The 20,406-nt window shown below is 64.3% G+C and carries 19 protein-coding genes; 7 read left to right on the top strand and 12 right to left on the bottom strand.

Annotated elements, in window-relative coordinates; all coding sequences use genetic code 11:
* Nucleotides 1–49: 49 nt before the first annotated feature.
* The 10 genes from UC32_RS20355 to UC32_RS10710 form a co-directional block, all read right to left on the bottom strand.
* Nucleotides 50–1,159: a glycosyltransferase family 2 protein gene (locus UC32_RS20355; protein WP_082072059.1), complete on the bottom strand. Its 1,110-nt coding sequence runs from the start codon at nt 1,157–1,159 to the stop codon at nt 50–52.
* Nucleotides 1,156–2,265: a DegT/DnrJ/EryC1/StrS family aminotransferase gene (locus UC32_RS10750; RefSeq protein ID WP_045731222.1), complete on the bottom strand. Its 1,110-nt coding sequence runs from the start codon at nt 2,263–2,265 to the stop codon at nt 1,156–1,158. Before UC32_RS10750 ends, UC32_RS20355 begins: the two co-directional genes overlap by 4 nt.
* Complete coding sequence (locus UC32_RS10745; RefSeq protein ID WP_052690561.1) at nt 2,262–3,764, bottom strand: lipopolysaccharide biosynthesis protein; 1,503 nt, start codon at nt 3,762–3,764, stop codon at nt 2,262–2,264. Before UC32_RS10745 ends, UC32_RS10750 begins: the two co-directional genes overlap by 4 nt.
* 1 nt (nt 3,765) lies before the next feature.
* Complete coding sequence (locus UC32_RS10740; RefSeq protein ID WP_235423641.1) at nt 3,766–5,046, bottom strand: glycosyltransferase family 4 protein; 1,281 nt, start codon at nt 5,044–5,046, stop codon at nt 3,766–3,768.
* Nucleotides 5,043–5,702, bottom strand: a complete 660-nt coding sequence (locus UC32_RS10735) for an acetyltransferase (RefSeq protein ID WP_045731221.1) — start codon at nt 5,700–5,702, stop codon at nt 5,043–5,045. The genes UC32_RS10740 and UC32_RS10735 overlap by 4 nt, the downstream gene beginning before the upstream one ends.
* Nucleotides 5,699–6,865, bottom strand: coding sequence for a DegT/DnrJ/EryC1/StrS family aminotransferase (locus UC32_RS10730; RefSeq protein WP_045731220.1), 1,167 nt, complete (start codon nt 6,863–6,865; stop codon nt 5,699–5,701). The genes UC32_RS10735 and UC32_RS10730 overlap by 4 nt, the downstream gene beginning before the upstream one ends.
* On the bottom strand, nt 6,865–7,857 hold the full coding sequence (locus UC32_RS10725) for an NAD-dependent epimerase/dehydratase family protein (RefSeq protein ID WP_045731219.1): 993 nt from the start codon (nt 7,855–7,857) through the stop codon (nt 6,865–6,867). The genes UC32_RS10730 and UC32_RS10725 overlap by 1 nt, the downstream gene beginning before the upstream one ends.
* Nucleotides 7,854–8,969 carry a Gfo/Idh/MocA family protein gene (locus tag UC32_RS10720; protein ID WP_045731218.1) on the bottom strand — a complete coding sequence of 372 codons (1,116 nt, stop codon included), beginning with the start codon at nt 8,967–8,969 and terminating at the stop codon, nt 7,854–7,856. Before UC32_RS10720 ends, UC32_RS10725 begins: the two co-directional genes overlap by 4 nt.
* Nucleotides 8,970–8,997: 28 nt before the next feature.
* Nucleotides 8,998–10,539: a sugar transferase gene (locus UC32_RS10715; protein ID WP_045731217.1), complete on the bottom strand. Its 1,542-nt coding sequence runs from the start codon at nt 10,537–10,539 to the stop codon at nt 8,998–9,000.
* Nucleotides 10,540–10,767: 228 nt separating this feature from the next.
* Complete coding sequence (locus tag UC32_RS10710) at nt 10,768–13,461, bottom strand: LuxR family transcriptional regulator (protein ID WP_045731216.1); 2,694 nt, start codon at nt 13,459–13,461, stop codon at nt 10,768–10,770.
* A gap of 443 nt (nt 13,462–13,904) precedes the next feature.
* Between UC32_RS10710 and UC32_RS10705 the strand changes: the two genes are divergently transcribed.
* From UC32_RS10705 to rplI, 5 genes are all read left to right on the top strand, one after another.
* Entirely contained in the window at nt 13,905–15,305 is a 1,401-nt protein-coding gene (locus UC32_RS10705; protein WP_045731215.1) for an amino acid permease, read from the top strand.
* Between the two features lie 225 nt (nt 15,306–15,530).
* Nucleotides 15,531–15,836 (top strand): 30S ribosomal protein S6, encoded by a 306-nt coding sequence (rpsF, locus tag UC32_RS10700; RefSeq protein WP_015939036.1) that lies wholly within the window; start codon nt 15,531–15,533, stop codon nt 15,834–15,836.
* A 73-nt stretch (nt 15,837–15,909) separates the two neighbouring features.
* On the top strand, nt 15,910–16,488 hold the full coding sequence (locus UC32_RS10695) for a single-stranded DNA-binding protein (RefSeq protein ID WP_045731214.1): 579 nt from the start codon (nt 15,910–15,912) through the stop codon (nt 16,486–16,488).
* A 127-nt stretch (nt 16,489–16,615) separates the two neighbouring features.
* On the top strand, nt 16,616–16,855 hold the full coding sequence (gene rpsR / locus UC32_RS10690) for a 30S ribosomal protein S18 (protein WP_003800144.1): 240 nt from the start codon (nt 16,616–16,618) through the stop codon (nt 16,853–16,855).
* 17 nt (nt 16,856–16,872) lie between these two features.
* A complete protein-coding gene (gene rplI, locus UC32_RS10685; RefSeq protein ID WP_015939034.1) occupies nt 16,873–17,325 on the top strand; it encodes a 50S ribosomal protein L9 in 453 nt (150 codons plus the stop codon).
* 64 nt (nt 17,326–17,389) lie between these two features.
* Here rplI and UC32_RS10680 read toward each other — a convergent pair whose 3' ends face one another.
* Nucleotides 17,390–17,812: a DUF1801 domain-containing protein gene (locus UC32_RS10680; RefSeq protein WP_045731213.1), complete on the bottom strand. Its 423-nt coding sequence runs from the start codon at nt 17,810–17,812 to the stop codon at nt 17,390–17,392.
* 72 nt (nt 17,813–17,884) lie between these two features.
* Here UC32_RS10680 and UC32_RS10675 point away from each other — a divergent pair, with 72 nt between their 5' ends.
* Nucleotides 17,885–18,721 carry a PhzF family phenazine biosynthesis protein gene (locus UC32_RS10675; protein WP_200896373.1) on the top strand — a complete coding sequence of 279 codons (837 nt, stop codon included), beginning with the start codon at nt 17,885–17,887 and terminating at the stop codon, nt 18,719–18,721.
* A 99-nt stretch (nt 18,722–18,820) separates the two neighbouring features.
* Nucleotides 18,821–19,447 (top strand): FMN reductase, encoded by a 627-nt coding sequence (locus tag UC32_RS10670; RefSeq protein WP_045731211.1) that lies wholly within the window; start codon nt 18,821–18,823, stop codon nt 19,445–19,447.
* 30 nt (nt 19,448–19,477) lie between these two features.
* Here the strand turns inward: UC32_RS10670 and UC32_RS10665 are convergent, their stop codons facing one another.
* A complete protein-coding gene (locus UC32_RS10665) occupies nt 19,478–20,050 on the bottom strand; it encodes a hypothetical protein (protein ID WP_045731210.1) in 573 nt (190 codons plus the stop codon).
* Between the last annotated feature and the right edge of the window lie 356 nt (nt 20,051–20,406).

Below are 20,406 nucleotides of genomic sequence, written 5' to 3'. Positions count from 1 at the left end.
TCACGTCCTCGTCTGAAACTAGGGAGGGAAAGGTGGCCTGGGTCCGCATCTAAAAGACCCCTGTCCTGTGCCACCTATGCCACGCCAAATCGGATTTGATTCGCCCCCGCAGTCGCAAGGCGACGGCTCGTGGCCTCAACAGGGGTGGTAGGAACCATTCAGCCGGCGGCCGGTGAAGTCGGTTCCATTCAGGACTGCCGGTAATTGCAGGATCCATGGCCGCGGACAGATCCAGCCAGGTTGTTCGCAGCGATGAAAACTGTATGCCGCGGGCGAGTTCGTGCCGTGTTTTCCAGAGTGCTTCTTTTGCCAACGATCTCCGCGCCAGGGCATGAAGGCTGGTGGAATCGGGGTGTGCGCCGGCAGGCCCTTCAAAAAGGATCCTGAAGGCGGCCGCACGTTCCCTAAAATCGACAAGGTCATTGACTGAAGTCGCCGACAGGCTTCTGGCGTGCTCGCGATGCCACGCCTGGTCGGCGCCGTGGATGTAGGCCACATCGGAGAACGCAGACAGCCTCAGCCAGAGCTCCATGTCATGGCTGTGGGCCAACGGTGACAGATAGCCGTACCTTTCGAGCAGGGAACGGCGGATAAGGACTTCCGGTGAGGTGATGACGTTCTTGCCGGAACTGCAACGATCGGTCAGCCACTCATTCCCTGGCCAAATGGTCCATGCGGTGGGCCGTACACGTGGGGTTGGAAGCGGCAGATCCGAAAAGTGGAGGGGATGCCCATAGACCAGTCCCACCGACGGAAAAGCCTGGGCAACCAAGGTGGCGCGCCCCAAGGAACCGGGAGTCAGCAAATCGTCCGCATCAAGCCGCACCAGGAATTCGCCGGTGGCCACGCGCGCGCCGTCGTTGAACGCTTCCACCGGCCCACCGTTCTCTGGGCGGTGGATAAAAGAAACGTTGGGATGCTGTTCCCGGAGCAATTCTGCGACAGCAAAGCTGTCGTCTGTGGAGGCATCATCGACAATGATGATTTCCACGTCTACGTCCGATTGGGAAATGCAACTCTGCACCGCGTTCGGAAGATATCGGGCGTAGTTGTAGCAGGCAATAACTACTGACACCTTCGGTTTGTGGGGTCTGGTCCTTTGCGGTTTGACCCGAATTCGTTGTGACACGCGCTCAGACGCCTCCTGGAGCGTACTCATGCTCCTAGCACCCTGCGCAGGCAGTCGGCCACTTGTTCCTGTTGCCCGGCAGTAATTCCCGGAAACAGCGGAAGAGACATGATTTCTGCGGACTGTTCCTCAGCAGTTGGAAAGTCTCCCTTTCGGTGCCCCAAATGCGCGTACGCCTGCAGGAGATGCACTGGGCTGGGATAATGGATTCCTGCTCCAATACCGGCCGCATTCAGTTCCCTTACCACCCTGTCCCGGTCTGGCACCCGCACCACATACAGGTGAAACACGTGGCCGTTGCCAATCGCCGCCTTGGGAAGCGTCACCATCTCCAGGTCGTCAAGGAGTTGCTCGTAGCGCATTGCGGCTTCGACGCGCTGCAAGTTCCATTCGTCAAGGAGTGCAAGCTTCGCATTCAGAACTACGGCCTGAAGCGTATCCAGCCTTGAGTTGAAGCCCACCACGAGGTGTTCATAGCGCCTGATTCCGCCATGGTTCCGGAGCTGTCTGACCCGATCGGCGAATTCCGGCGTGGCACACATGACGGCACCGGCATCCCCATAAGCGCCCAGGTTCTTTCCCGGGTAGAAGCTGGTCGCTGCCACATCACCCAAGGCACCCGCGCGCACGCCATTTCGCGTGGCCCCCTGCGCCTGCGCCATGTCCTCTACGACCGCCACCTCCGGCGGGGTAGCGCTGCGAAGCTCCTCAACTGCTGCGGGTTGTCCGTACAGATGGACTCCAATGACTGCCCTCGTTTTTGCCGTAACCCTGTCGGTGGCTTGGACGGAGTCGATCAGGAAATGCTCATTGCAGTCCGTAAGCACCACACGGGCGCCACACCTTTGAACCGCGCCTGCCGTAGCCACAAACGTGTTGGCCGGCAGTACAACCTCTGTACCCGGGCCGACTCCGGCGGCTCGCAGCGCAAATTCGATAGCGTCAGTCCCGTTGCCGACACCCATGGCGAAGGGAACACCGCAGTAGCGTGCCCAGGCTTCCTCGAACTCTCCTACCTGAGGTCCCATGATGAAGCTTGATTCGGCGATTACGCGGTTGAAGCCTTCGCGAATGAGATCGTTGATTTGGATTTGCTGGTGAGACAAATCCACCAAGGGAACGACCGTCTTTGTCATGGCATACCTCCAGAAGGTGTGGACAGCGGTACTTGGTCCGCGGGACGAAGCGGATCGTTTGTGGGCACTTCCCGCAGGAAGCCGGCGGCATCTACCAGTTGCCGGCGGAACCAACGGAAGAGCAGCAGGACGTACATACAGGTGCCGGCTACGGCTCCCACGAGGACAGCCGCCGCTGGCGCAGCGACAGCTTGGGTCACAAAAAGCGTTACCGCGGCAGAAGGAAGGGCCGCCGCCAGGGGTGGCCAGATCTTCGCTGCCACGGACCGGACGTCTGCGCCGGCCCGGCGGAGGGCGAGAACGTATGCCGGAGACACAACCAGCAACCCCGTGAGCAGGTGGGCGAGGGCAACTCCGGTTGTTCCGCCGGTCAGCATTGCGAGGACAACTGCGGGGGTCAACCCGGCTATCCAGGCCACCTGCACCAGGAGGGTGCTGTTGGCGGCGCCCCGTGCGAGGAGATACGAAGCGGAGAGGTCAAAGAGGGTCCTCAATGCGCCAAAGACTCCCAGCCAAGCAAGTATCGATGCCGCCGAAAGCCAACGGCTGCCGTAGACAAATTCAATGAGTGGTGCGGACAGGACGGCGAGTATCAGCCCCGCTAATAACGCGATGGCCCACACCGGCCCCATCATTGCGGAGAGACTCTTATCTGACTTTCCGGAGGCAACTCTGGCGAAAGCGGGGATGGAAATGGAGCGGACCACCTGGCCAATGGCACTCATCGGCCAGTTGGAGATGTTGAATGCGAGGAAGTAATAGCCAAGCGCAACCGGACCGGCAAGCCGCGAAACGACTACATTATCCAGATTCAAAAGGGCCCAGGACAGGACGTTGGCCCCGGCCACAGGCAGTCCGTAGGCGAGAATTGCCGGGGCCACGGTCTTGTCAAAGCCCGGCCGCACCCGCTCGCCGGAGAATACGAACTGGAGTACAAGCGTGACTGATTGGGCACCTATCCTCCCCACCGCCAAGGCCATGACGCCCAAGCCACCCAGGACAAGCAAGACAGTGAGCATTGCGCTGACAGCAAAGTCTGCCAGGGCGATGATGAACAGTTCCTTCTGTGCAAAGCGCCTTTGCAGTGAAGCGTATGGAACAACTCCGGCTCCTGCGAGCACCAGTGAAACAGCCATAACGGCTATGACAGGGCCTGCTTCGGGGGTGCCCATCAGCGCGGCCAGACTTGGGGCGGACAGAATCAACGTGACGGTGAGCAGTGCACCGGAGCCGAAGCCGAACGTGGCGATGGTGGGGGCAATCTTTTCGGGAGCAGCTGATCGGACTAGGTCCGCTGTCATCCCGAGGTCGGCAAACGACATAAGGACAAGCTGCACGGTCAATGCGACGGCGAAGACACCGAACTGCTCCGGAGCAAGCAGCCGGGCCAGAACAATCCCCATCGCGAAGGTCCCAAGCTTGAGGACCATGCTGTTGACGCTGCTCCAAGCGATTCCACGCCGAACCTGGGAGTCCAGGTTTCCTTCGGTCGCCGGCACGTCAGGTTCCCCCTGGGGAGCTGTTCATGCGAACGGAACGCATCTGCCTTCGCATTGAGAGTCGGAATTTCGCCGTCTCGAATCCAGATCGGGCGACAGAGGCGGCATGGGCGACGGGTTTCCTGGGCGCGGAAAGCTGGGCGCGGTATATGGAGACGAGACGTTCCGCTGCCTGGGCCAGGCCGAACCTCTCTTCAACCAGGCGGCGCCCGTAGTCTCCGAGCATCTCCCGCCGTGGCGCATCGGCCAAAAGCTCTGACAGGGCTCTTTCGAGTTCGACTTCACCGGCGCCCACGGTCCCGAACCATCCGTCTTTCAGGAATGGTGCTTCAGTTTCCGGACTGGCCGTCCGCCAGAAGCCGCAACGTCCTTGCACGATCAGGGGCTTAGCGAAGGCCATGCCTCGAAGCGCCGAACTGCCCATGCCAAGAACGATGTCGGCCGCGTCATAAACGGGGCGGGGATCCAGGACGTTTCCCAGGACGCGAACCAATTCTTTCCCGTGGTGTTGGTTCACGCTGGATGCGAGCCCGCGCACCTCCGTGGACCCCTCACCCTCACCGGCAATGGCCAGGATAACGTCCTGTGCATGGGCAAGCCTGTCGACGACCCTTATGGCAGCCAGCACACCGTCGAGTTTGCCGAGATCCGTGGTGAGCCGGCCAACAATACTTATGACCAGAGACTGGGAGTGAATTCCGATTTGCCGGCGCGCTCTTACTTTCCCCGTGGATTTGTTAAGTTCGGTATTGATCGGGGGCTCGATGACATGGATGTCATCCCGGCGCTGCGCCTCCATTTCGGCGAGTCCTTGTGTACCCACGATCATGGGAATATCACGTGGAAGAAAATTGGGAACATCCATGGAAAGCACCGTCATGACAGCTTTGTGCTTCCCCGTGAGATGAGGACCAAACGCGGTATTAACTATTGCGGTCCATTCATAAGCGTGCACAATATCGATATTCATTTGTCGGACCGTCGAATTCAGTTTCCGTATGGTTCTTGGGTCAACGGAGAACCGGCTCCGCGGTGCACGGATGTAGGGCAGCCCCAGTTCGTTCACTTTGTCCAACAGGACGCCGTCTGTGGCATAGATGAATACGTCATGCCCGAGTTCGCGGACAGCGGCGGCAAGATCAAGGGCGTTGATTTGGCTGCCGCCCATTGCCAGTTCATGTGGGTAAACCAGGATCCTCATCCTGTCGTTCGCCGCCGGATAGCCAGGTTCTTGAGAGACTGCCGCGCGCAGGGCCCGCCGTCCCATAACCCCAGCACTCACAGCGCACCTCCATACGTGAAAGCCGCCCGCTCGATCTCGTGGGCCGGCACCCCAACCCAGGTCTCGCCGTCGGGCACGTTGCTGAGGACGGCCGCGCCCATCCCAACGGTGGCGTAGGCACCCACCGACGTCCGTTCGCGGACGCTGGCGTTCATGCCGAGGTAGGCTGCCCGGCCAACCCGGACCCCGCCGCCCAGCGACACCCCCGCAGCGAACGTGGCGAAGTCGGCCACGTCGTCGTCGTGCGTGAAGGTCACCGACGGCATCGCCACAACGTGGGCGCCGATGGTTACGGCCGCGGTCAGCGTGACGTTGCGCAACAGGATGCTACCCCTGCCGATCCGGCACCCCTCCGGGTATTGGACGGTGGGGTCGATGGCCGTGGCGTAGCGCGATTCACTGAACCCCATGGCGGTCAGCCGCTCCACCACAGCCTCGCGCGCCCTGCCCGAGCCGATGCACACCAGGACGAACGCGTGCTTGAAGTTCACGGCGTCCTCGATCGTCCCCAGCACCGGTGCACCGTCCACGGACACACCCGCCATTTCCCGGTCGTCATCCAGCAGGCCGACGACGTCGTACTGGCCACTGCTGCGCACCATCGCCAGGACTTCGCGGGCCAGGCCGCTGGCAGCGATCAGGATCAGCTCGCTCATGCGTCCGCTCCGGCCGCGGCGCCGCGGATGGTACTGATGACGCGGTTCAGTCCTTCATCGTCGAGCTCGTGGAAGACCGGCAGGATCAGCGTCCTGTCGTTGAGCCGCTCCGTCTGCTGCAGGCAGGCGTTGCCCGTGTCACGCCACTTGTAGGCGGGCTGCCGGTGCGCGGCCATGATGCCCCGCCGCGCCGAGATGCCGGCCTCGGCGAGGCGCTCCAGCAGGCCTTCGCGCGTGGTGCCGAAGGTGGGCAGCACCTCGATCCAGAAAGACTGGAAATTCGAGGTGCCGTAGGGCGGATCAGATACCAGCCGCAGCCCACGCAGGCCGGACAGCCCTGCCACATACCTGGCCGCAATCTCCCGCCGCCGGGCCAGCACCTCCGGGAGCCGGCCCAGCTGCACGATGCCGACCGCGGCCTGCAGGTCCGTCATCCGGTAGTTGAACCCCACTTCGAGGAAGAACTCGGGCGGTGCCAGCATTGAACCGTGCCGGTCCGCCGCGGACACGCTCATCGAATGCTCCCGCAGTGTCCTGGCCCGGGCCGCCCAGTCTGCCCTGTTGGTGGTCAGCATCCCACCTTCGCCGGTGGTGAGGATCTTGCGCGGGTGGAAGGACCAGACAGCAACGTCCGCGCCGACGCCCACGGGCCGGCTACGGTATGTGGATCCCACCGCGCAGGCGGCGTCTTCGATGATGGTGATCTCGTGCCGGTCGCACAGGACACGGATCGGGTCCAGGTCCAGTGGCACGCCGCCCTGGTCCACCACGATCACGGCCCGCGTATCCAGTGTGAGCGCTGCGTGGATGGTCTCCGCCGTGACGTTGCCGGTAACCGGATCCACATCGCAAAACACCGGCCGCGCGCCGAGGTAGGTCACGGCGTTCGCCGTCGCAATGAAGGACAGCGACGGCACCACCACATCGTCCCCGGGGCCGATGCCGGCCACCGCCAGCGCCAGGTGAAGTGCGGTGGTGCAGCTGGAGGCCGCCACGGCGTGGCGCACCCCCTGCGCCGCTGCGAACTTCTCCTCGAACTCCTTCACCTTGGGCCCCTGCGCCACCCAACCCGAGGCAACCACCTCGGCCAGGGCTCGCGCTTCTTCCTCCCCCAGCCACGGCTTCATGACGTTGATCCGCGAAAGCACCGCTTCAGCACTCATCACACACCGGCCTTCCGGGACGCAGCGATCTCTTCGCGCAGCGGCCTCCACCAGGCCACCAGTTCCCGGAGTCCGTCCTCCAGACCCACCTCGGCCTTGAAATCGAGGTCCCGGGCAGCGGCGGTGGTGTCCGCCAGGCGACGCACCACCCCGTTAACCTGCCGGGCGGGACCATGCTCCACGGCCAGGCCGGAGCCCATGACCCGCAGCAGCGCCTGCGCCATCTCCAGGAGGCTCGTCTCGGTTCCGCTGGCGATGTTGTAGACGCCCTCGTGTACGTCGCCGGCGGCGGCGAGCACGTTGGCCCGGGCCACATCCGTGGTGTACACGAAGTCCATGGTCTGCAGCCCGTCGCCGAAGATCAGCGGCGGCTGCCCGTCCATGATCCGCTCCATCCACCGCACCAGCACCTCGGTATACAGCCCGTGCACGTCCATCCGGGGGCCATACACGTTGAAGTAGCGCAGCAGCACGTAATCCAGCCCCGTCATCGCGCGGAAGCTGCGGGCCATGCCCTCGTTGAACGACTTGGCAGCCCCGTAGAAAGTGTCATTGTTGGCGTGGTGGTGCCGTTCCGCCGTCGGGAATTCCTCAGCCATTCCGTAAACGGAAGCACTGGAAGCCGCCACCAGCTTGCCCACCTTGTGCGCGGCCGCCGCCTCGATGACGTTGAACGTTCCGTCAACCAGCACCTCCAGCGCCAGCCGCGGCTCTTCAGCGCACTGGGTTATCCGGATGGCCGCCTGGTGGAACACCAGGTCCTTACCCTTGACCAGGTCGTTGACCAGATCCCGGTCCTGGATGGTTCCCCGGACCAGCTCCACGCGTCCGGATGAAAGGGCAGCGTCAAGGTTCCCAAGCCGGCCGCGGACCATGTTGTCCAGGACATCGATCCGGCCCGCGCCTGCCTGAAGCAGCGCATCCACCAGTGTGGAGCCGATGGTCCCGGCCCCGCCCGTCACCAGGACATTGACCCCCTCCAGCCGGCTCACCGCACTCCCTCCATCTCTTGAGCGAGCTCGGATCCCGCAACGGCCGCGGGCTGGCCGTCCTGCGTCAGGCTACGGGTCACCGCTTCAAGCACGGACAGCACGCGAAGCCCGGATGCGCCGCCCGTCCTGGCCTCTTGGCCGGTGCGGATGCAGCAGGCCAGTTCCGCCACCACCTGGCTGAGGGCTTCCCGTTCCGGCAGCGCCGGGGACCACGTGTCGCCCAGCCGGTAGGAGATGTTGGTGGAGGCCTTTTCCCCGGCAGTTTTGGGTTGCCGGTCCAGGCTGACGCCCCGGTCGTACACGCTGAGCCGCTGCTGGGGGTTGAGGTCGTCCCAGACCAGGGTGCGCAGCGATCCGCCAATCACCATCTGCCGGATTTTGGTGGGGCTGAGCCAATTCACGTGCACGTGGGCCGTGGCGTCATTGGGAAGCCGGAAGTTCAGGTGGCCCACGCAGTCCCGCCCGGTACCCAGCGGGTCTGCCCCGAAAGCGGAGACCTCGGCAGGGTTGAGCCCGCCCGGAAGGACGAAGTCGAGGATGGAAAGGTCATGCGGGGCCAGGTCCCAGAACACATTGACGTCCGGCTGCACCAGTCCCAGGTTGATCCTGGTGGAGTCCACGAACAGGATCTCGCCCAGCGACCCGGACTGGACGAGTTCCTGCATCTTCAGGACGGCGGGTGTGTAGCAGTAGGTGTGGTCCGCCATGAGGACCAGGCCGTTGGCTTCGGCCTCAGCCACCATCTCCAGCCCGTGAGCCCGGCTGTCCGCCAGCGGTTTCTCTACCAGGACGTGCTTGCCGGCGCGCAGCGCCGTCATCACGGTGCCATGGTGGGTGCGGGCCGGCGTCGCGATCGCCACGGCGTCCACGTCGAACGTGTCCAGCACTTCGTCCAGGGATTCGACGGCGGGAATCCCACCCACCGACGCCGCAAGCTTGCGTGCGCGTTCCAGGTCCAGGTCGCAGATGGCAACGAGGTCCCAGTCGGGGCTGGCGTGCAGGTTGCGGGCCAGGTTGGGCCCCCAGTACCCGGCGCCGACGACGGCGATGCGCAGTTTCTGCGACGGTTGCCGGTGGGTGTGGGCCTGGAAAGGATTCGGGAAGGATCTCATATCACTTTCTTTCCGGAGTGCGGTTGGGTCAGTAGGCGCCGGACGGCCGGACGACTGCCCGGAACGTCCGCCACAGAATCAGCAGGTCCCCGGCTAGGGACCAGTTTTCGACGTAGTAGAGGTCCAGCCGGACGGCCTCGTCCCAGGGGAGGTCGGAGCGCCCGTTGATCTGCCAGAGCCCCGTGATGCCGGGTTTGATCAGCAGGCGGCGGTGGGTGTGGCGTTCATACCCGCTGACCTCCCGTGCCAGCGGCGGCCGCGGCCCCACCAGGCTCATGTCGCCGCGGGCCACATTCCACAGCTGCGGCAGCTCATCGAGGGAGTATTTGCGCATCCACCGGCCGCAGCGTGTCACCCGTGGGTCGTCGCGCATTTTGAACAGCACCCCAGCGCCCTCGTTCTGCGCACCCAGCGTTGCCAGCCGGGCTTCCGCGTCCACCACCATGGACCGGAACTTCAGCATGCCGAATGCCTGGCCGTCCCGGCCCACCCGGTCCTGGCGGAAGAACACCGGGCCCGGGCTGTCCAGGCGCACGATGGCCGCCAGTACCAGGAGCAGTGGGGACAGCACCAGGAGGGCTGATAGCGCCATCCCCACATCCATCACCCGCTTCATCGCGTGCTTGGCGCCCGTGTACTGCGGGATGTCGACGTGCATCAGCGGCAGCCCCTCAACCGGCCGCCAGTGGATCCGGGGACCCGCAACGTTGGTCAGCGTGGCCGCGAGGATCAGTTCCGTTGACGATTCTTCAAGCCGCCACCCGAGCTCGCGGATGAAACGGTTGCCACCGGGGAGGGGCCCGGCGATGATCACCGAATCAGCCTCCGCCAGCCGGACCGTGCGGGCGATGTCATCCGTGGAACAGAGCACCGGAATGGCCCGCCCGTCCACTCGGAGGAGGGCTCCACGCCGGGCACCCGGGAGGCACACACCCAGGATCTGGTACACCGGTCCCGATTTCCGAAGGACCTGCTGCACCACGTAGCGGACGTCGTCAGGATCACCCACCACCAGCGCCCGGGACAGGCACCGGCCCCGGGCCTTCTGGGCCTTCAGCCGGCGGCGGAACGCCCACCGGTTTGCGGTCAGCCCCAGCAGGCCAAGCGGCAGCGAAACCGTAACAAAAGCGGTTGCACCGTGCAGGGAGAACAGCACGGCGGCCAGCCCCATCAGTCCGAAGACCCGGAGGGTTGCCGAGGTGACGCGCTTGAATTCGTCGGCGCCGATCCCCAACAGCTTGGCATCCCGTGTCCGGTAGACCTCGAGGCCGATGAGCCACAGGAGGGCAATCACAGCTGCCGAGGCCACCGTTCCCGCATCGCCTGGGTCCGCCGGTGCGAATCCCACGTAGGACAGCTGGCAGCCGACGGCCACCGCCCCCAGGACCAGGAACGAATCAGTCACCCGCAGCAGATTGACGTGGGTGGAGAGCCATGACACTGCCGCCCTGTTCCCGCCCGCCGGAGGAAGGGCCCGGGAGTTGGAAGTAGCGCTGGCCGGATGTGCAGTTGGCGGCCGCAGAAACCGGGTTCCTGCGGTATCCGCCGCCGCCAACTGCGGTGTTGTCATCCGTTGTGCAGCAACGGGCGCAACGGGCCAGTGAAGGCCGGCACGCCGGGTTCTGGCTACTGGTATCTCTGCCATGGTGACCCCTTCCCGGCATGTCCGCTGACGTCTGGCCGTGAAGAAAAACTAGCTTTCAAAATGCCGGCCCGGCGGGGTTCAGAAGGGGCTTTGTGGGTCTGTCCGGGGATCAGTGTGGATACTGCGGATACCTGCATTTACAGGCTTTGGGGCCTACAGGACGGGCAGCACGTACGGCTCCGACGGCGTCGGTTCCTTCGTGCTCGCAAGGGCTGTCAGTTGCGCGCGGGACTCCACGCCGAGCTTCCGGTAGATGGCCGTCAGCCGCACTTCGACCGTCCGGACCGACACATAGAGGGTTGCCGCGATCTCCTTATTGCGGAGCCCCCGCGCCACCATCCGGGCCAAGGCACGTTCATGGTCGGCCAGCAGCATCATGGCCGGGTTGCCCTGCGGCCGGGCAGGTTCCACCCGTTCGTCCAGCAGCAGCACATCCACGTGCTGGGTCCACGCATCTGCGCCGGCCTCGTCGAACATCACCTTGGCGCGCATGAGCGCATCCCGCGCGTCCCGGAGCCGTCCGAAAGCGCTGAGTCGTTCGGCGTAGCACAGCAGGGTGCGGGCACGCTCAAGGATCGATTCATGCCCGGTCCTGGCTTCGAGTGCCCGGGCAAAGAGCTGCAGGGACTGTTCCCCGTCGGCGAGCATGGCGCGGCTCCGCGCCACGGCCATCATCAGCCAGGGCGACCGCAGGCCCACGGAGCGGCTTTCCAGCCGCTGCAGGGCCAGCGTTGCCTCACGGTGCCGGTTAAGCCGCACCAAGACTTCCACCAGGTCCGCTTCACAGCGGAGCAGGGTAGGGTTGCCGAAGCACATCCCGATTTCCGCGGCCCGGGACAGCTGGGCGCAGGCTTCCGCCAGGTCGCCCCGCAGGAGCGCAAAATGGCCCTGCATCGCTGCCAGTTGGGCTGAGAGCGCGGGATGGTTTTCGGACGCTGCGAACCGGTGGGCCTCCGTGGCGTGCGTGGTGGCCTGGGCTTCGTCCCCTAATGCGTGTGCCCGCCACACCCGGAAGAGGTGGCGCATCCCGCGGAAGTACTTGATCTCAGGCTCCTGCGCTTCCAGTTCGTCGATGAGCCGGACCGCCACGCGGATGTTGCCCGCCCGCACCTCGTTGTCCACTGCCAGGAACATGGCGCACTCCCGCCAGTTGGTGTCACCGGCCTCGACGGAACCGCGCACCATGGCGAAGGCCTCCGCCGCGTGCTCATACCGCTCGGCGTAGCTGAGGGCCCGGCCCTGCACCAGCAGGCACAGTGTCCGGGCTTCCCCGGCGGGCTCATGCTTGCGGGCAAGGCTGGCGGCGTCCCCGCCGATGGAACCTGCCAGGGTCTGCGCCCGTTCTGCGATGGCCAGGCACTCGGGTGACGCCGCATCCCGGAAGCCGGCGCCGCACCGGAGCACCTCGGCTGCGTCCGCCAGTTCCCACCGTTCCGCGTAGTAGAGGGCTGCGCCGGCCAGCAGGGCCGCGGTGAAGGCGGGGTCGTGCCGGCCGAACTCCTTGGCCAGGCGCACCACCATGCTGGAGCGCACCGAAGCGCCCTGGGCAAACTGTATTTCGAACGCCAGGCCGGTCAGCCGCAGGATGAGGGCCGGATTGTGGGTGACCCGGCGCGCCCAGTCCAGATAGCGGCGGGCATAAACGAATTTGCCCAGGCTGAAGAGCAGTTCGGCAATGGCCGCGAGGCGGGCAGCGGTCTCGGCCTCCCACGGGTTGAGGGTCAGCGCCCGCTCAACGTACTCGACGGCGAACGGCACATCGCCGCCGCGGATCAGGTCCACCGCGTGCCGCAGCAGGCTGAATGGCGTTTGGCGCTCCAGCGCCGTGTAGCTCAGGTGCCAGCGCCTCGCGTACGGATCAGAGGACTCCGACGCGTTTGCCAGCGCACGGTGGCTGGCTGTCCTGGCCGCAGGAGTCATGGTGGAAAAGACGTAACCCCGCAATAACTGCTCGCGGATCTGCAGATGCGGTCCCGTTCGGCTGACCAGCCCTTCGGACAGCAGTTCGTCGACGCCGGACCATACGTCCCCGCAGACCTGTTCCAGTGCTCCGATGTCGGTCCGGCAGGACAGGGAGAGAAGGTCGAGGATGCCGCGTGCCACCGGAGTCAGCCGGCCCACCACCGCGGCAAATTCCGTTTCAAAGCTGCCCCTGCAGGGCAACGGGATGGGCATGGCGTACTTCCCGTCGGCCTGCCGCTCAAGCAGGTGGTGGTAAAGCTCGACGGCGGCGAGCGGATTTCCCGTGGTGGCCGAGGCAACCGCGTGGGCGGCCGCCGTCGTGGCCTGCTTTGCGGGGATGGCCTCCAGCATCCGCACCGTCTCGTTGTAGCTCAGCGGACTTAGTACGAGCGACTCCAGTCCGTTGAAGGGGCTGTCGTGCGGGGCGCCGCGGGCGCTGAGGAACAGCGCAATGTCGGTTCCGGTCAGCCGCCTGGCCAGGAAACCGATCACTGCCTGGCTCCCGGGGTCGAGCCGGTCGGCGTCGTCAATGGCAATAACCGTCCGCGATGACGACCGCTGGAGCAGGCCGGCGAGGAGCGTCGCCGAGAAAGCGGGGACGTTCAGGGTGCCCGCCGCGTCCCGCAGGAGCTCGTCCGCGATCCTGTTCAGGACCGGGTCGTCCATCCTGTTCAGGAGGGCCGTGATCCCGGAGAGCGGCCAGTCGGACTCGGACGTGCTGGCGCTGAGGAACACCGTGGGGTAGTCGCACAGGGCGGAGATTTCGGCAAGGAGTGCAGATTTTCCTGCTCCCCTGCTGCCGGACACCACCAGGGCGGAGTCCTTGGGTCCGCGAATCACCGACAGGATCCTGTCCAGTTCCTTACTCCGGCCTACCAAAGACATGAGGTCCCCATCCTGTGAAGAACGAGACCGCATTCTTGCGCGAGTACATCCGGCACTGCAGCCGTACCGCCGGTCCCGCCCGGAGGTCCGGCCCGGCTGGTTCCCGCCTCCAGCGCGAAACCCAGCCGTAGAAAGGAATATATAGCGGCTGCAGTTCGGGCTGCCATCCAAATAGGCGCTGGATTGGCTCAAGATTGGACGCCTCGTTTCTTCGAGATTTCGGTGTTGCCCTGCATGCATCTTTTGATGCCTTCAGATGTCCGCAGCTGGAGGAAGTTCTGATTTGGATACTGCGAGCTTGTGCCGATGCACATAATCCTCGAAGCCGGAGCGGGTCTAGGGTGGGAGAAACTTGTGATCCAACGCACTGGAAGGGCCCCGGGGAACCTCCGCCGCCGCCAGTAGCCCCAACTCCACGCAATAACCAGAAGGACGGCGCACGCATGCCCGCTGACCAGCAACTGTCCAAATCGCTCAAACCACGGCACCTTTCCATGATTGCCATCGCCGGCGTCATCGGCGCCGGACTCTTCGTCGGATCCGGTGCCGCCATCCAGCAGGCGGGCCCGGGCATCCTGGTGGCCTACATGGCCGCAGGCATCGTGGTCATCCTGGTGATGCGCATGCTCGGTGAAATGGCCGCTGCAAACCCCGAGACCGGCTCATTTTCCACCTATGCAGACAAGGCGTTGGGCCGCTGGGCCGGATTCAGTATCGGCTGGCTCTACGCATGGTTCTGGATCATCGTGCTGGGTATCGAAGCCACCGCCGGGGCAGCCATCATGCACCGGTGGGTTCCGGGCATCGACCAGTGGGTCTGGGCATTGATCCTGATGGTCCTCCTCACCCTGACCAACCTCGGTTCGGTGAAGTCCTACGGGGAATTCGAGTTCTGGTTCGCGTCCATCAAGGTCACGGCCATCATCCTGTTCCTGCTGTTCGGCGTGGCGGCAATCCTGGGCCTCGTGCCCGGTGTCCCCGCACCCGGCCTCGACAACCTGCTGAACAACGGCGGATTCATGCCCAACGGTCCCGGCGCTGTCCTCGCCGGCATCCTGGTAGTGGTGTTCTCCTTCTTCGGCGCCGAGATTGCCACCATTGCCGCCGGCGAATCAGAGAACCCGGTGGATGCCGTCAAGAAGGCCGTCAAGTCCACCGTCTGGCGCATCCTCGTTTTCTACATCGGTTCCATCGCCATCGTGGTAACCCTTCTGCCGTGGAACGATGCCAGCGTGGCGAAGAGCCCCTACGTTGCCGTCATTGAGCTCTTCGGGATTCCGGGTGCCGGAACCATCATGGACATCGTGGTGCTGACCTCGGTCCTGTCCTGCCTGAACTCCGGGCTCTACACCGCCAGCCGGATGCTGTTCTCGCTGTCCAAGCGCGGCGACGCCCCCTCGTCCTGGACAAAGATTTCCCGCCGCGGAGTGCCGGTCGCTGCGGTCCTCGCCTCCACGGTCGTCGGCTTCGTCACCGTGGGCCTGAACTACATCGCACCGGACACGGTATTCCTGTTCCTGGTCAACACCTCCGGTGCCATTGCGCTGTTCGTCTGGCTGGTCATCGCCTCCTCGCAGCTGATCCTCCGAAAGCGGATGGGCGCCGCCGCCAAGGACCTTGCCCTGAAGATGTGGCTCTTCCCGTACTTGACCTGGCTGTCGATCGGCAGCATCGTTGCCCTGCTCATCGGCATGGTCATCCTGGATTCCACCCGCGAATCCCTGCTCCTGTCCGTGGCGCTTGCCGCGGTGGTGGTGGCAGTCGGAGTCCTGCGCTACCGCCGGCGCGGAGCCTCCGCAGGCCAGGCCGACGACGTCCCGGCCAAGGCGGGCCCGGCGTCGTAATCTGCTGCTTTTCCACATAGGAGAGCCCGTGCTGCCATCCCGGCTGCACGGGCTCTAGCCTTGAGTCAAGCGCGAATCGCCTATCCCGTCCAAATGCACTAAGATATTGAAGTCTGTGCTGCGCCCCAGCCACCGTTCCGGCGGCGGGGCTTGCATGGAATCGCAAATGAACCTCCTGTTACGGAAATGCCGTAACCGCTTAGCCCAAAGGAGGTGGGTTCACATATGCGTCCTTACGAATTGATGGTAATCATCGACCCCGAGGTCGAAGAGCGTACCGTTGAGCCGTCGCTTCAGAAGTTCCTGAACGTCATCACCAACGATGGTGGAACCATCGAAAAGGTTGACATCTGGGGCCGTCGCCGTCTGGCTTACGACATCAAGAAGAAGTCCGAAGGTATCTACGCCGTGGTGAACTTCACCGCCAAGCCGGAAACCGCCAAGGAACTTGACCGCCAGCTGTCTCTTAACGAGACCATCATGCGCACCAAGATCACCCGCCCCGAAGAGCAGAAGGTTGTTGCCGAGTAATTTCGGTATCACTCTTCATTCTTCATCCCGCAGGACTCGAATCTTCACCCAGGATCGAACAAGGAGGCAGTAGATGGCAGGCGAGACCACCATTACGGTCATCGGTAATCTCACCAATGACCCGGAATTGCGGTTCACACCGTCAGGTTCGGCAGTAGCGAACTTCACCATCGCTTCCACCCCGCGCACCTTTGATCGCCAGTCCAACGAGTGGAAGGACGGGGAAACCCTGTTCCTCCGCGCGGCGGTGTGGCGTGAAGCGGCCGAGAACGTCGCGGAGTCCCTGACAAAGGGCATGCGCGTCATCGTGACCGGCCGCCTGAAGAGCCGTTCCTACGAAACAAAAGAAGGCGAAAAGCGCACCGTTATCGAGCTTGAGGTCGACGAAATCGGCCCCAGCCTGCGCTACGCAAACGCCAAGGTCAACCGCACCCAGCGCTCCGGCGGCCAGGGTGGCGGCGGCTTCGGCGGCGGCAACAGCGGCGGTGGCTTTGGAGGCGGCAACTCTGGTGGAAACCAGGGCGGCAACTCCGGCGGCAACTGGGGTGGCGGCGGCAACCAGCAGGCTGCACAGGACGATCCCTGGGCAACGCCCGGCGTCTCCAATGCAGGTGGCTGGGGCAACGGCCCCGACTCCGAACCGCCCTTCTAAAAAATCATCTCGGCCCGGCGTCGGGACCTCATCATGGTGCCTGTGGGCACTGTGGCGGGCATCGCCGTCGGACCACCACCATCCCGTGGATCAATATCCACGGGCTCCCTAGAATAGGAGCTCCACGATGGCTAAGGCTGAACTCCGTAAGCCCAAACCAAAGTCCAACCCCTTGAAGGCCGCTGACATCACTGTCATCGACTACAAGGACGTAGCATTGCTGCGCAAGTTCATCTCCGACCGCGGAAAGATCCGCGCCCGTCGCGTCACCGGCGTCACGGTCCAGGAACAGCGCAAGATCGCACAGGCAATCAAGAACGCCCGCGAAGTTGCCCTGCTGCCTTACTCCGGCGCTGGCCGCGGTTAAGGAAGGGATTTACTAACATGGCAAAGCTCATTCTGACCCACGAAGTCACCGGCCTCGGTGCTGCTGGCGATGTTGTCGAGGTCAAGGACGGTTACGCACGTAACTTCCTGCTGCCCCGCAACTTCGCCCTGACCTGGACGAAGGGTGGCGAGAAGCAGGTTGAGTCCATCAAGGCTGCCCGCGCCGCCCGCGAACACGCTTCCCTGGAAGATGCTCAGAAGCAGGCCGCTGCACTGCAGTCCAAGCCTGTCCAGCTGGTAGTCAAGGCCGGCGAAACCGGACGCCTGTTCGGCACCGTCAAGCAGGCCGACGTTGCCAACGCTGTTGAGGCCGCAGGCCTGGGCAGCATCGACAAGCGCAAGGTTGAACTGCCGGTCCACATCAAGTCGGTTGGTTCCTACCAGGCCAACGTCCGTCTCCACGAGGATGTTGCCGCTGTGATCGAACTCGACGTCGTAGCCGGAAAGTAATTTCTGACTGCACCGAAGACCCCCGCTGCCGGATAACGGCGGCGGGGGTCTTTTGCATCTGCGGTCAGGGCCGGTGGAGTTCGGCCATGACGTGCTGGTAGCCGCTCCTGACCATGGCCTCCAGTACTTGGCGGTCAACGTCTGCCAGCCTGTTGATGTACAGGCAGGCGGCCCCGGCTTTGTGCTTGCCGAGGGCTTCAAGCTGCGGACCGGCGTCGGGCCCGTACGTCAGCCCGTAGAGGGCAAGGTTGGCCTTACGCGGGGAGAATCCGACTGCGGCCGAGTCGCCCTCCCTGCCGGTGGCGTACCTGTAGTGGTAGCTGCCGAAGCCCACGATTGTGGGTCCCCACATCACCGGATCCTGTCCGGTGACGTTCCGCATGAGTTCCAGCAGTTCGAAGCCGTCGGCCCTGCGGACCGGGTGTTCCACTGCTGCCAGGAATGCGCTGACGTCAGCCCCGGTGGGGGCGGTCTTGTTCTCTGCCATGGACGTAGTGTTGCAGACGCATCCGGGGTGCGGCCACACCGGTGATAGCCTGCACCGGTGACCAACCAGAGCATGCGAATCCGCCCGTTCCACCAGGCCGACGTCTTTTCCGCCGAACCGTACCGCGGCAACCCGCTGGCCGTGGTGGTTGACGCCGATGACCTGTCCGCGGGGCAGATGCAGCATTTCGCCAACTGGACGAATCTCTCCGAAACCACGTTCCTGCTGCCGCCCACACACCCTGAGGCGGATTACCGGGTACGCATCTTCACCGGCACAGAGGAGTTTCCTTTTGCCGGGCACCCGACGCTGGGGTCGGCGCATACTTGGCTTGAGGCCGGCGGTATCCCGAAGTCAGCCGACTGGCTGGTGCAGGAATGCGGAGCTGGCCTGGTGAGGATAAAGCGCGACGGCGGACGGCTCGCCTTCGCCGCGCCGCCGCTCACCCGCTTCGAACCCGTGGACAGTTCCGTCCGCCGGCAGTTGTCCGCCGCTCTTCGGCTGCCGGGGCCCGACATCCTTGACGCATCCTGGCTGGTCAACGGCCCCGAATGGATCGGCGTATTGCTGGAATCTGCTGATCTGGTTCTGTCCCTCGAACCGGACCTGGCTGCCATGGGAAGCCTGAAGATCGGGGTTATCGGCCCGCACCAGCCGGGTGGCGACGCCGATTTCGAGGTCCGGACCTTCATTCCGGGTGATGCCATGGTGGAGGATCCGGTGACGGGCAGCTTCAACGCAGGCGCGGCCCAATGGTTGATCGGCACCGGGCGGGCGCCGGAGCACTACGTGGCGGCGCAGGGCACCATCCTGGGCCGTGCAGGCCGGGTCCACATCTCCGCTGAGGGATCGAACATCTGGGTGGGTGGCCACTCCGCTACCTGCATCCGCGGGACCGTCATGCTTTAGGTCTCCTACCCCGTGCCGGGAATACTCCGTAAGCAGCCCCTGTTCAACAAGTAGATGCAAATGCATGTACGATCTATGAACCAGCAACAGGAGAATGCCATGGAAACCCGCCGCATCACCGTCCTTTCCGCCGGGCTCGGCGTCCCGTCGTCGAGCCGCCTGCTTGCCGACCAGTTGGCGGCGTCGGCCAAGCGGCAACTGGAGGCCGCCGGATACGGCGCGGAAGTGGAAACCGTCGAGCTGCGTGACCTGGCGGTGGACATCGCCAACAACTTCGTCACCGGCTACGCGGCACCGCACCTGGCTGACGTGATTGCCGCGGTTGAAGCCTCGGACGGCATCATCGCAGTGTCCCCGGTCTTCAGCGCCTCGTACAGCGGGCTTTTCAAGTCGTTCTTCGACGTGCTGGACCCCAAATCCCTTGACGGCAAGGCGGTCCTGCTCGGCGCCACGGGCGGGACGGACCGGCACCAGATGGTCCTGGACTACGCCATGCGCCCCCTGTTCAGCTACCTCCGCACCCGGATCGCGGCCACGGCCGTGTTCGCCGGGCCGCAGGACTGGGGCACCGCGGGCGACGCCGGCACCTCCCTGGCAAGCAGGGTGGACCGGGCATCCGGCGAATTTTCGCAACTCCTGGAAGGGCTGCAGCCGGGCCGCAAGCTGGCCCCCATGGAATCCCTTCCCTTCGAGCAGCTGCTCGCGGGAATCTCCGGAACCAACTGACCAGCAGCGTAGCTTACCGCCGGCCCGCCCCTAGTCGTCGAGGAGTTCGATGAACTCCCGCGCCTGCGTCATCGAGATGTCGGAGTGGCGCGTCAGGGCCACAGCTGCCGCCTCTGCGTCTCCGTTGCGGGCCAGTGTGCGGATCCTGCCGTAGATCTCGTCATTGAGCATGTTGCTGCTGACTTCACGGGTCACATCGCCCTTGCTGGCGATGGCCCGGTAACGGTACGGGAAGCGCTGGGGCTCGTCGTCCTCGTCGTCCGCCAGCGCGCTTCCGGGCGCTTCCGGGCCGCGGTAGGGCTGCGGGTGGGCGGCCAGTGCCCCGACGGCGTCGCGGGAGGCCCGCAGGCCGTCCCCGGTCGCCTCGTAGTACAGCTTGATGGCGGCCATCGCCTGCCCTTGCGCGATCAGCGCGTAGATACGCCGGTGTTCGGTCTCGGACAGCTTGGCCGCTGCCGCACGGGCGAGTTCCGCGGCGCCGGGTGCGGCCTGCCGGGGAGTGGCGTCATGAGCAGCCTTCTTCTTGCCCAGCGCCCGGGAAACCAGCACTACGGCCACTGCCACAGCCACAAGGATGAGGGCGGGGATGACAAGCGATTCCATGGTTCTAAAGCCGTTCTCTTTCTACCTGCTGCTGCGGACGTGGCCGGGATCGCTGTGGAATTGACCCGGGGCCGGCGGCCGTTGCAAGACCCCGCATCATCAGCACCAGGACTGTCGCAGGCAACAGAACCAGGAATAGTTCGGCCATACCTACGAGCTTAGGGCAGATCCGGGTTATCCACAGCAATATTCACCGCGTTGCATGCTCGGTCCACCGAGTGGCCGGACAGTCCTTCGAGGGAATATGACAGCCGTCCCCAGGCCTGGATGAGCTGTATCACGGATGCCGGCAACACGCGCAGGAGCGGCATGTCCCGACACGCCGCTGTGGATGAAATTCCACAGAAGAAATATTT

This window comes from Pseudarthrobacter chlorophenolicus, from assembly GCF_000962805.1.
Classification (GTDB): Bacteria; Actinomycetota; Actinomycetes; order Actinomycetales; family Micrococcaceae; genus Arthrobacter; species Arthrobacter chlorophenolicus_A.
This window is presented reverse-complemented; position numbering and strand designations above follow the sequence as displayed.

Excerpts from the sequence above, each read along its gene's own strand:
- UC32_RS20355 (WP_082072059.1), bottom strand. The coding sequence starts at position 1,159 with ATGAGTACGCTCCAGGAGGCGTCTGAGCGCGTGTCACAACGAATTCGG.
- UC32_RS10750 (WP_045731222.1), bottom strand. The coding sequence starts at position 2,265 with ATGACAAAGACGGTCGTTCCCTTGGTGGATTTGTCTCACCAGCAAATC.
- UC32_RS10735 (WP_045731221.1), bottom strand. The coding sequence starts at position 5,702 with ATGAGCGAGCTGATCCTGATCGCTGCCAGCGGCCTGGCCCGCGAAGTC.
- UC32_RS10730 (WP_045731220.1), bottom strand. The coding sequence starts at position 6,865 with ATGAGTGCTGAAGCGGTGCTTTCGCGGATCAACGTCATGAAGCCGTGG.
- UC32_RS10720 (WP_045731218.1), bottom strand. The coding sequence starts at position 8,969 with ATGAGATCCTTCCCGAATCCTTTCCAGGCCCACACCCACCGGCAACCG.
- UC32_RS10715 (WP_045731217.1), bottom strand. The coding sequence starts at position 10,539 with ATGACAACACCGCAGTTGGCGGCGGCGGATACCGCAGGAACCCGGTTT.
- UC32_RS10710 (WP_045731216.1), bottom strand. The coding sequence starts at position 13,461 with ATGTCTTTGGTAGGCCGGAGTAAGGAACTGGACAGGATCCTGTCGGTG.
- UC32_RS10705 (WP_045731215.1), top strand. The coding sequence starts at position 13,905 with ATGCCCGCTGACCAGCAACTGTCCAAATCGCTCAAACCACGGCACCTT.
- rpsF (WP_015939036.1), top strand. The coding sequence starts at position 15,531 with ATGCGTCCTTACGAATTGATGGTAATCATCGACCCCGAGGTCGAAGAG.
- UC32_RS10695 (WP_045731214.1), top strand. The coding sequence starts at position 15,910 with ATGGCAGGCGAGACCACCATTACGGTCATCGGTAATCTCACCAATGAC.
- rpsR (WP_003800144.1), top strand. The coding sequence starts at position 16,616 with ATGGCTAAGGCTGAACTCCGTAAGCCCAAACCAAAGTCCAACCCCTTG.
- rplI (WP_015939034.1), top strand. The coding sequence starts at position 16,873 with ATGGCAAAGCTCATTCTGACCCACGAAGTCACCGGCCTCGGTGCTGCT.
- UC32_RS10680 (WP_045731213.1), bottom strand. The coding sequence starts at position 17,812 with ATGGCAGAGAACAAGACCGCCCCCACCGGGGCTGACGTCAGCGCATTC.
- UC32_RS10675 (WP_200896373.1), top strand. The coding sequence starts at position 17,885 with ATGCGAATCCGCCCGTTCCACCAGGCCGACGTCTTTTCCGCCGAACCG.
- UC32_RS10670 (WP_045731211.1), top strand. The coding sequence starts at position 18,821 with ATGGAAACCCGCCGCATCACCGTCCTTTCCGCCGGGCTCGGCGTCCCG.
- UC32_RS10665 (WP_045731210.1), bottom strand. The coding sequence starts at position 20,050 with ATGGAATCGCTTGTCATCCCCGCCCTCATCCTTGTGGCTGTGGCAGTG.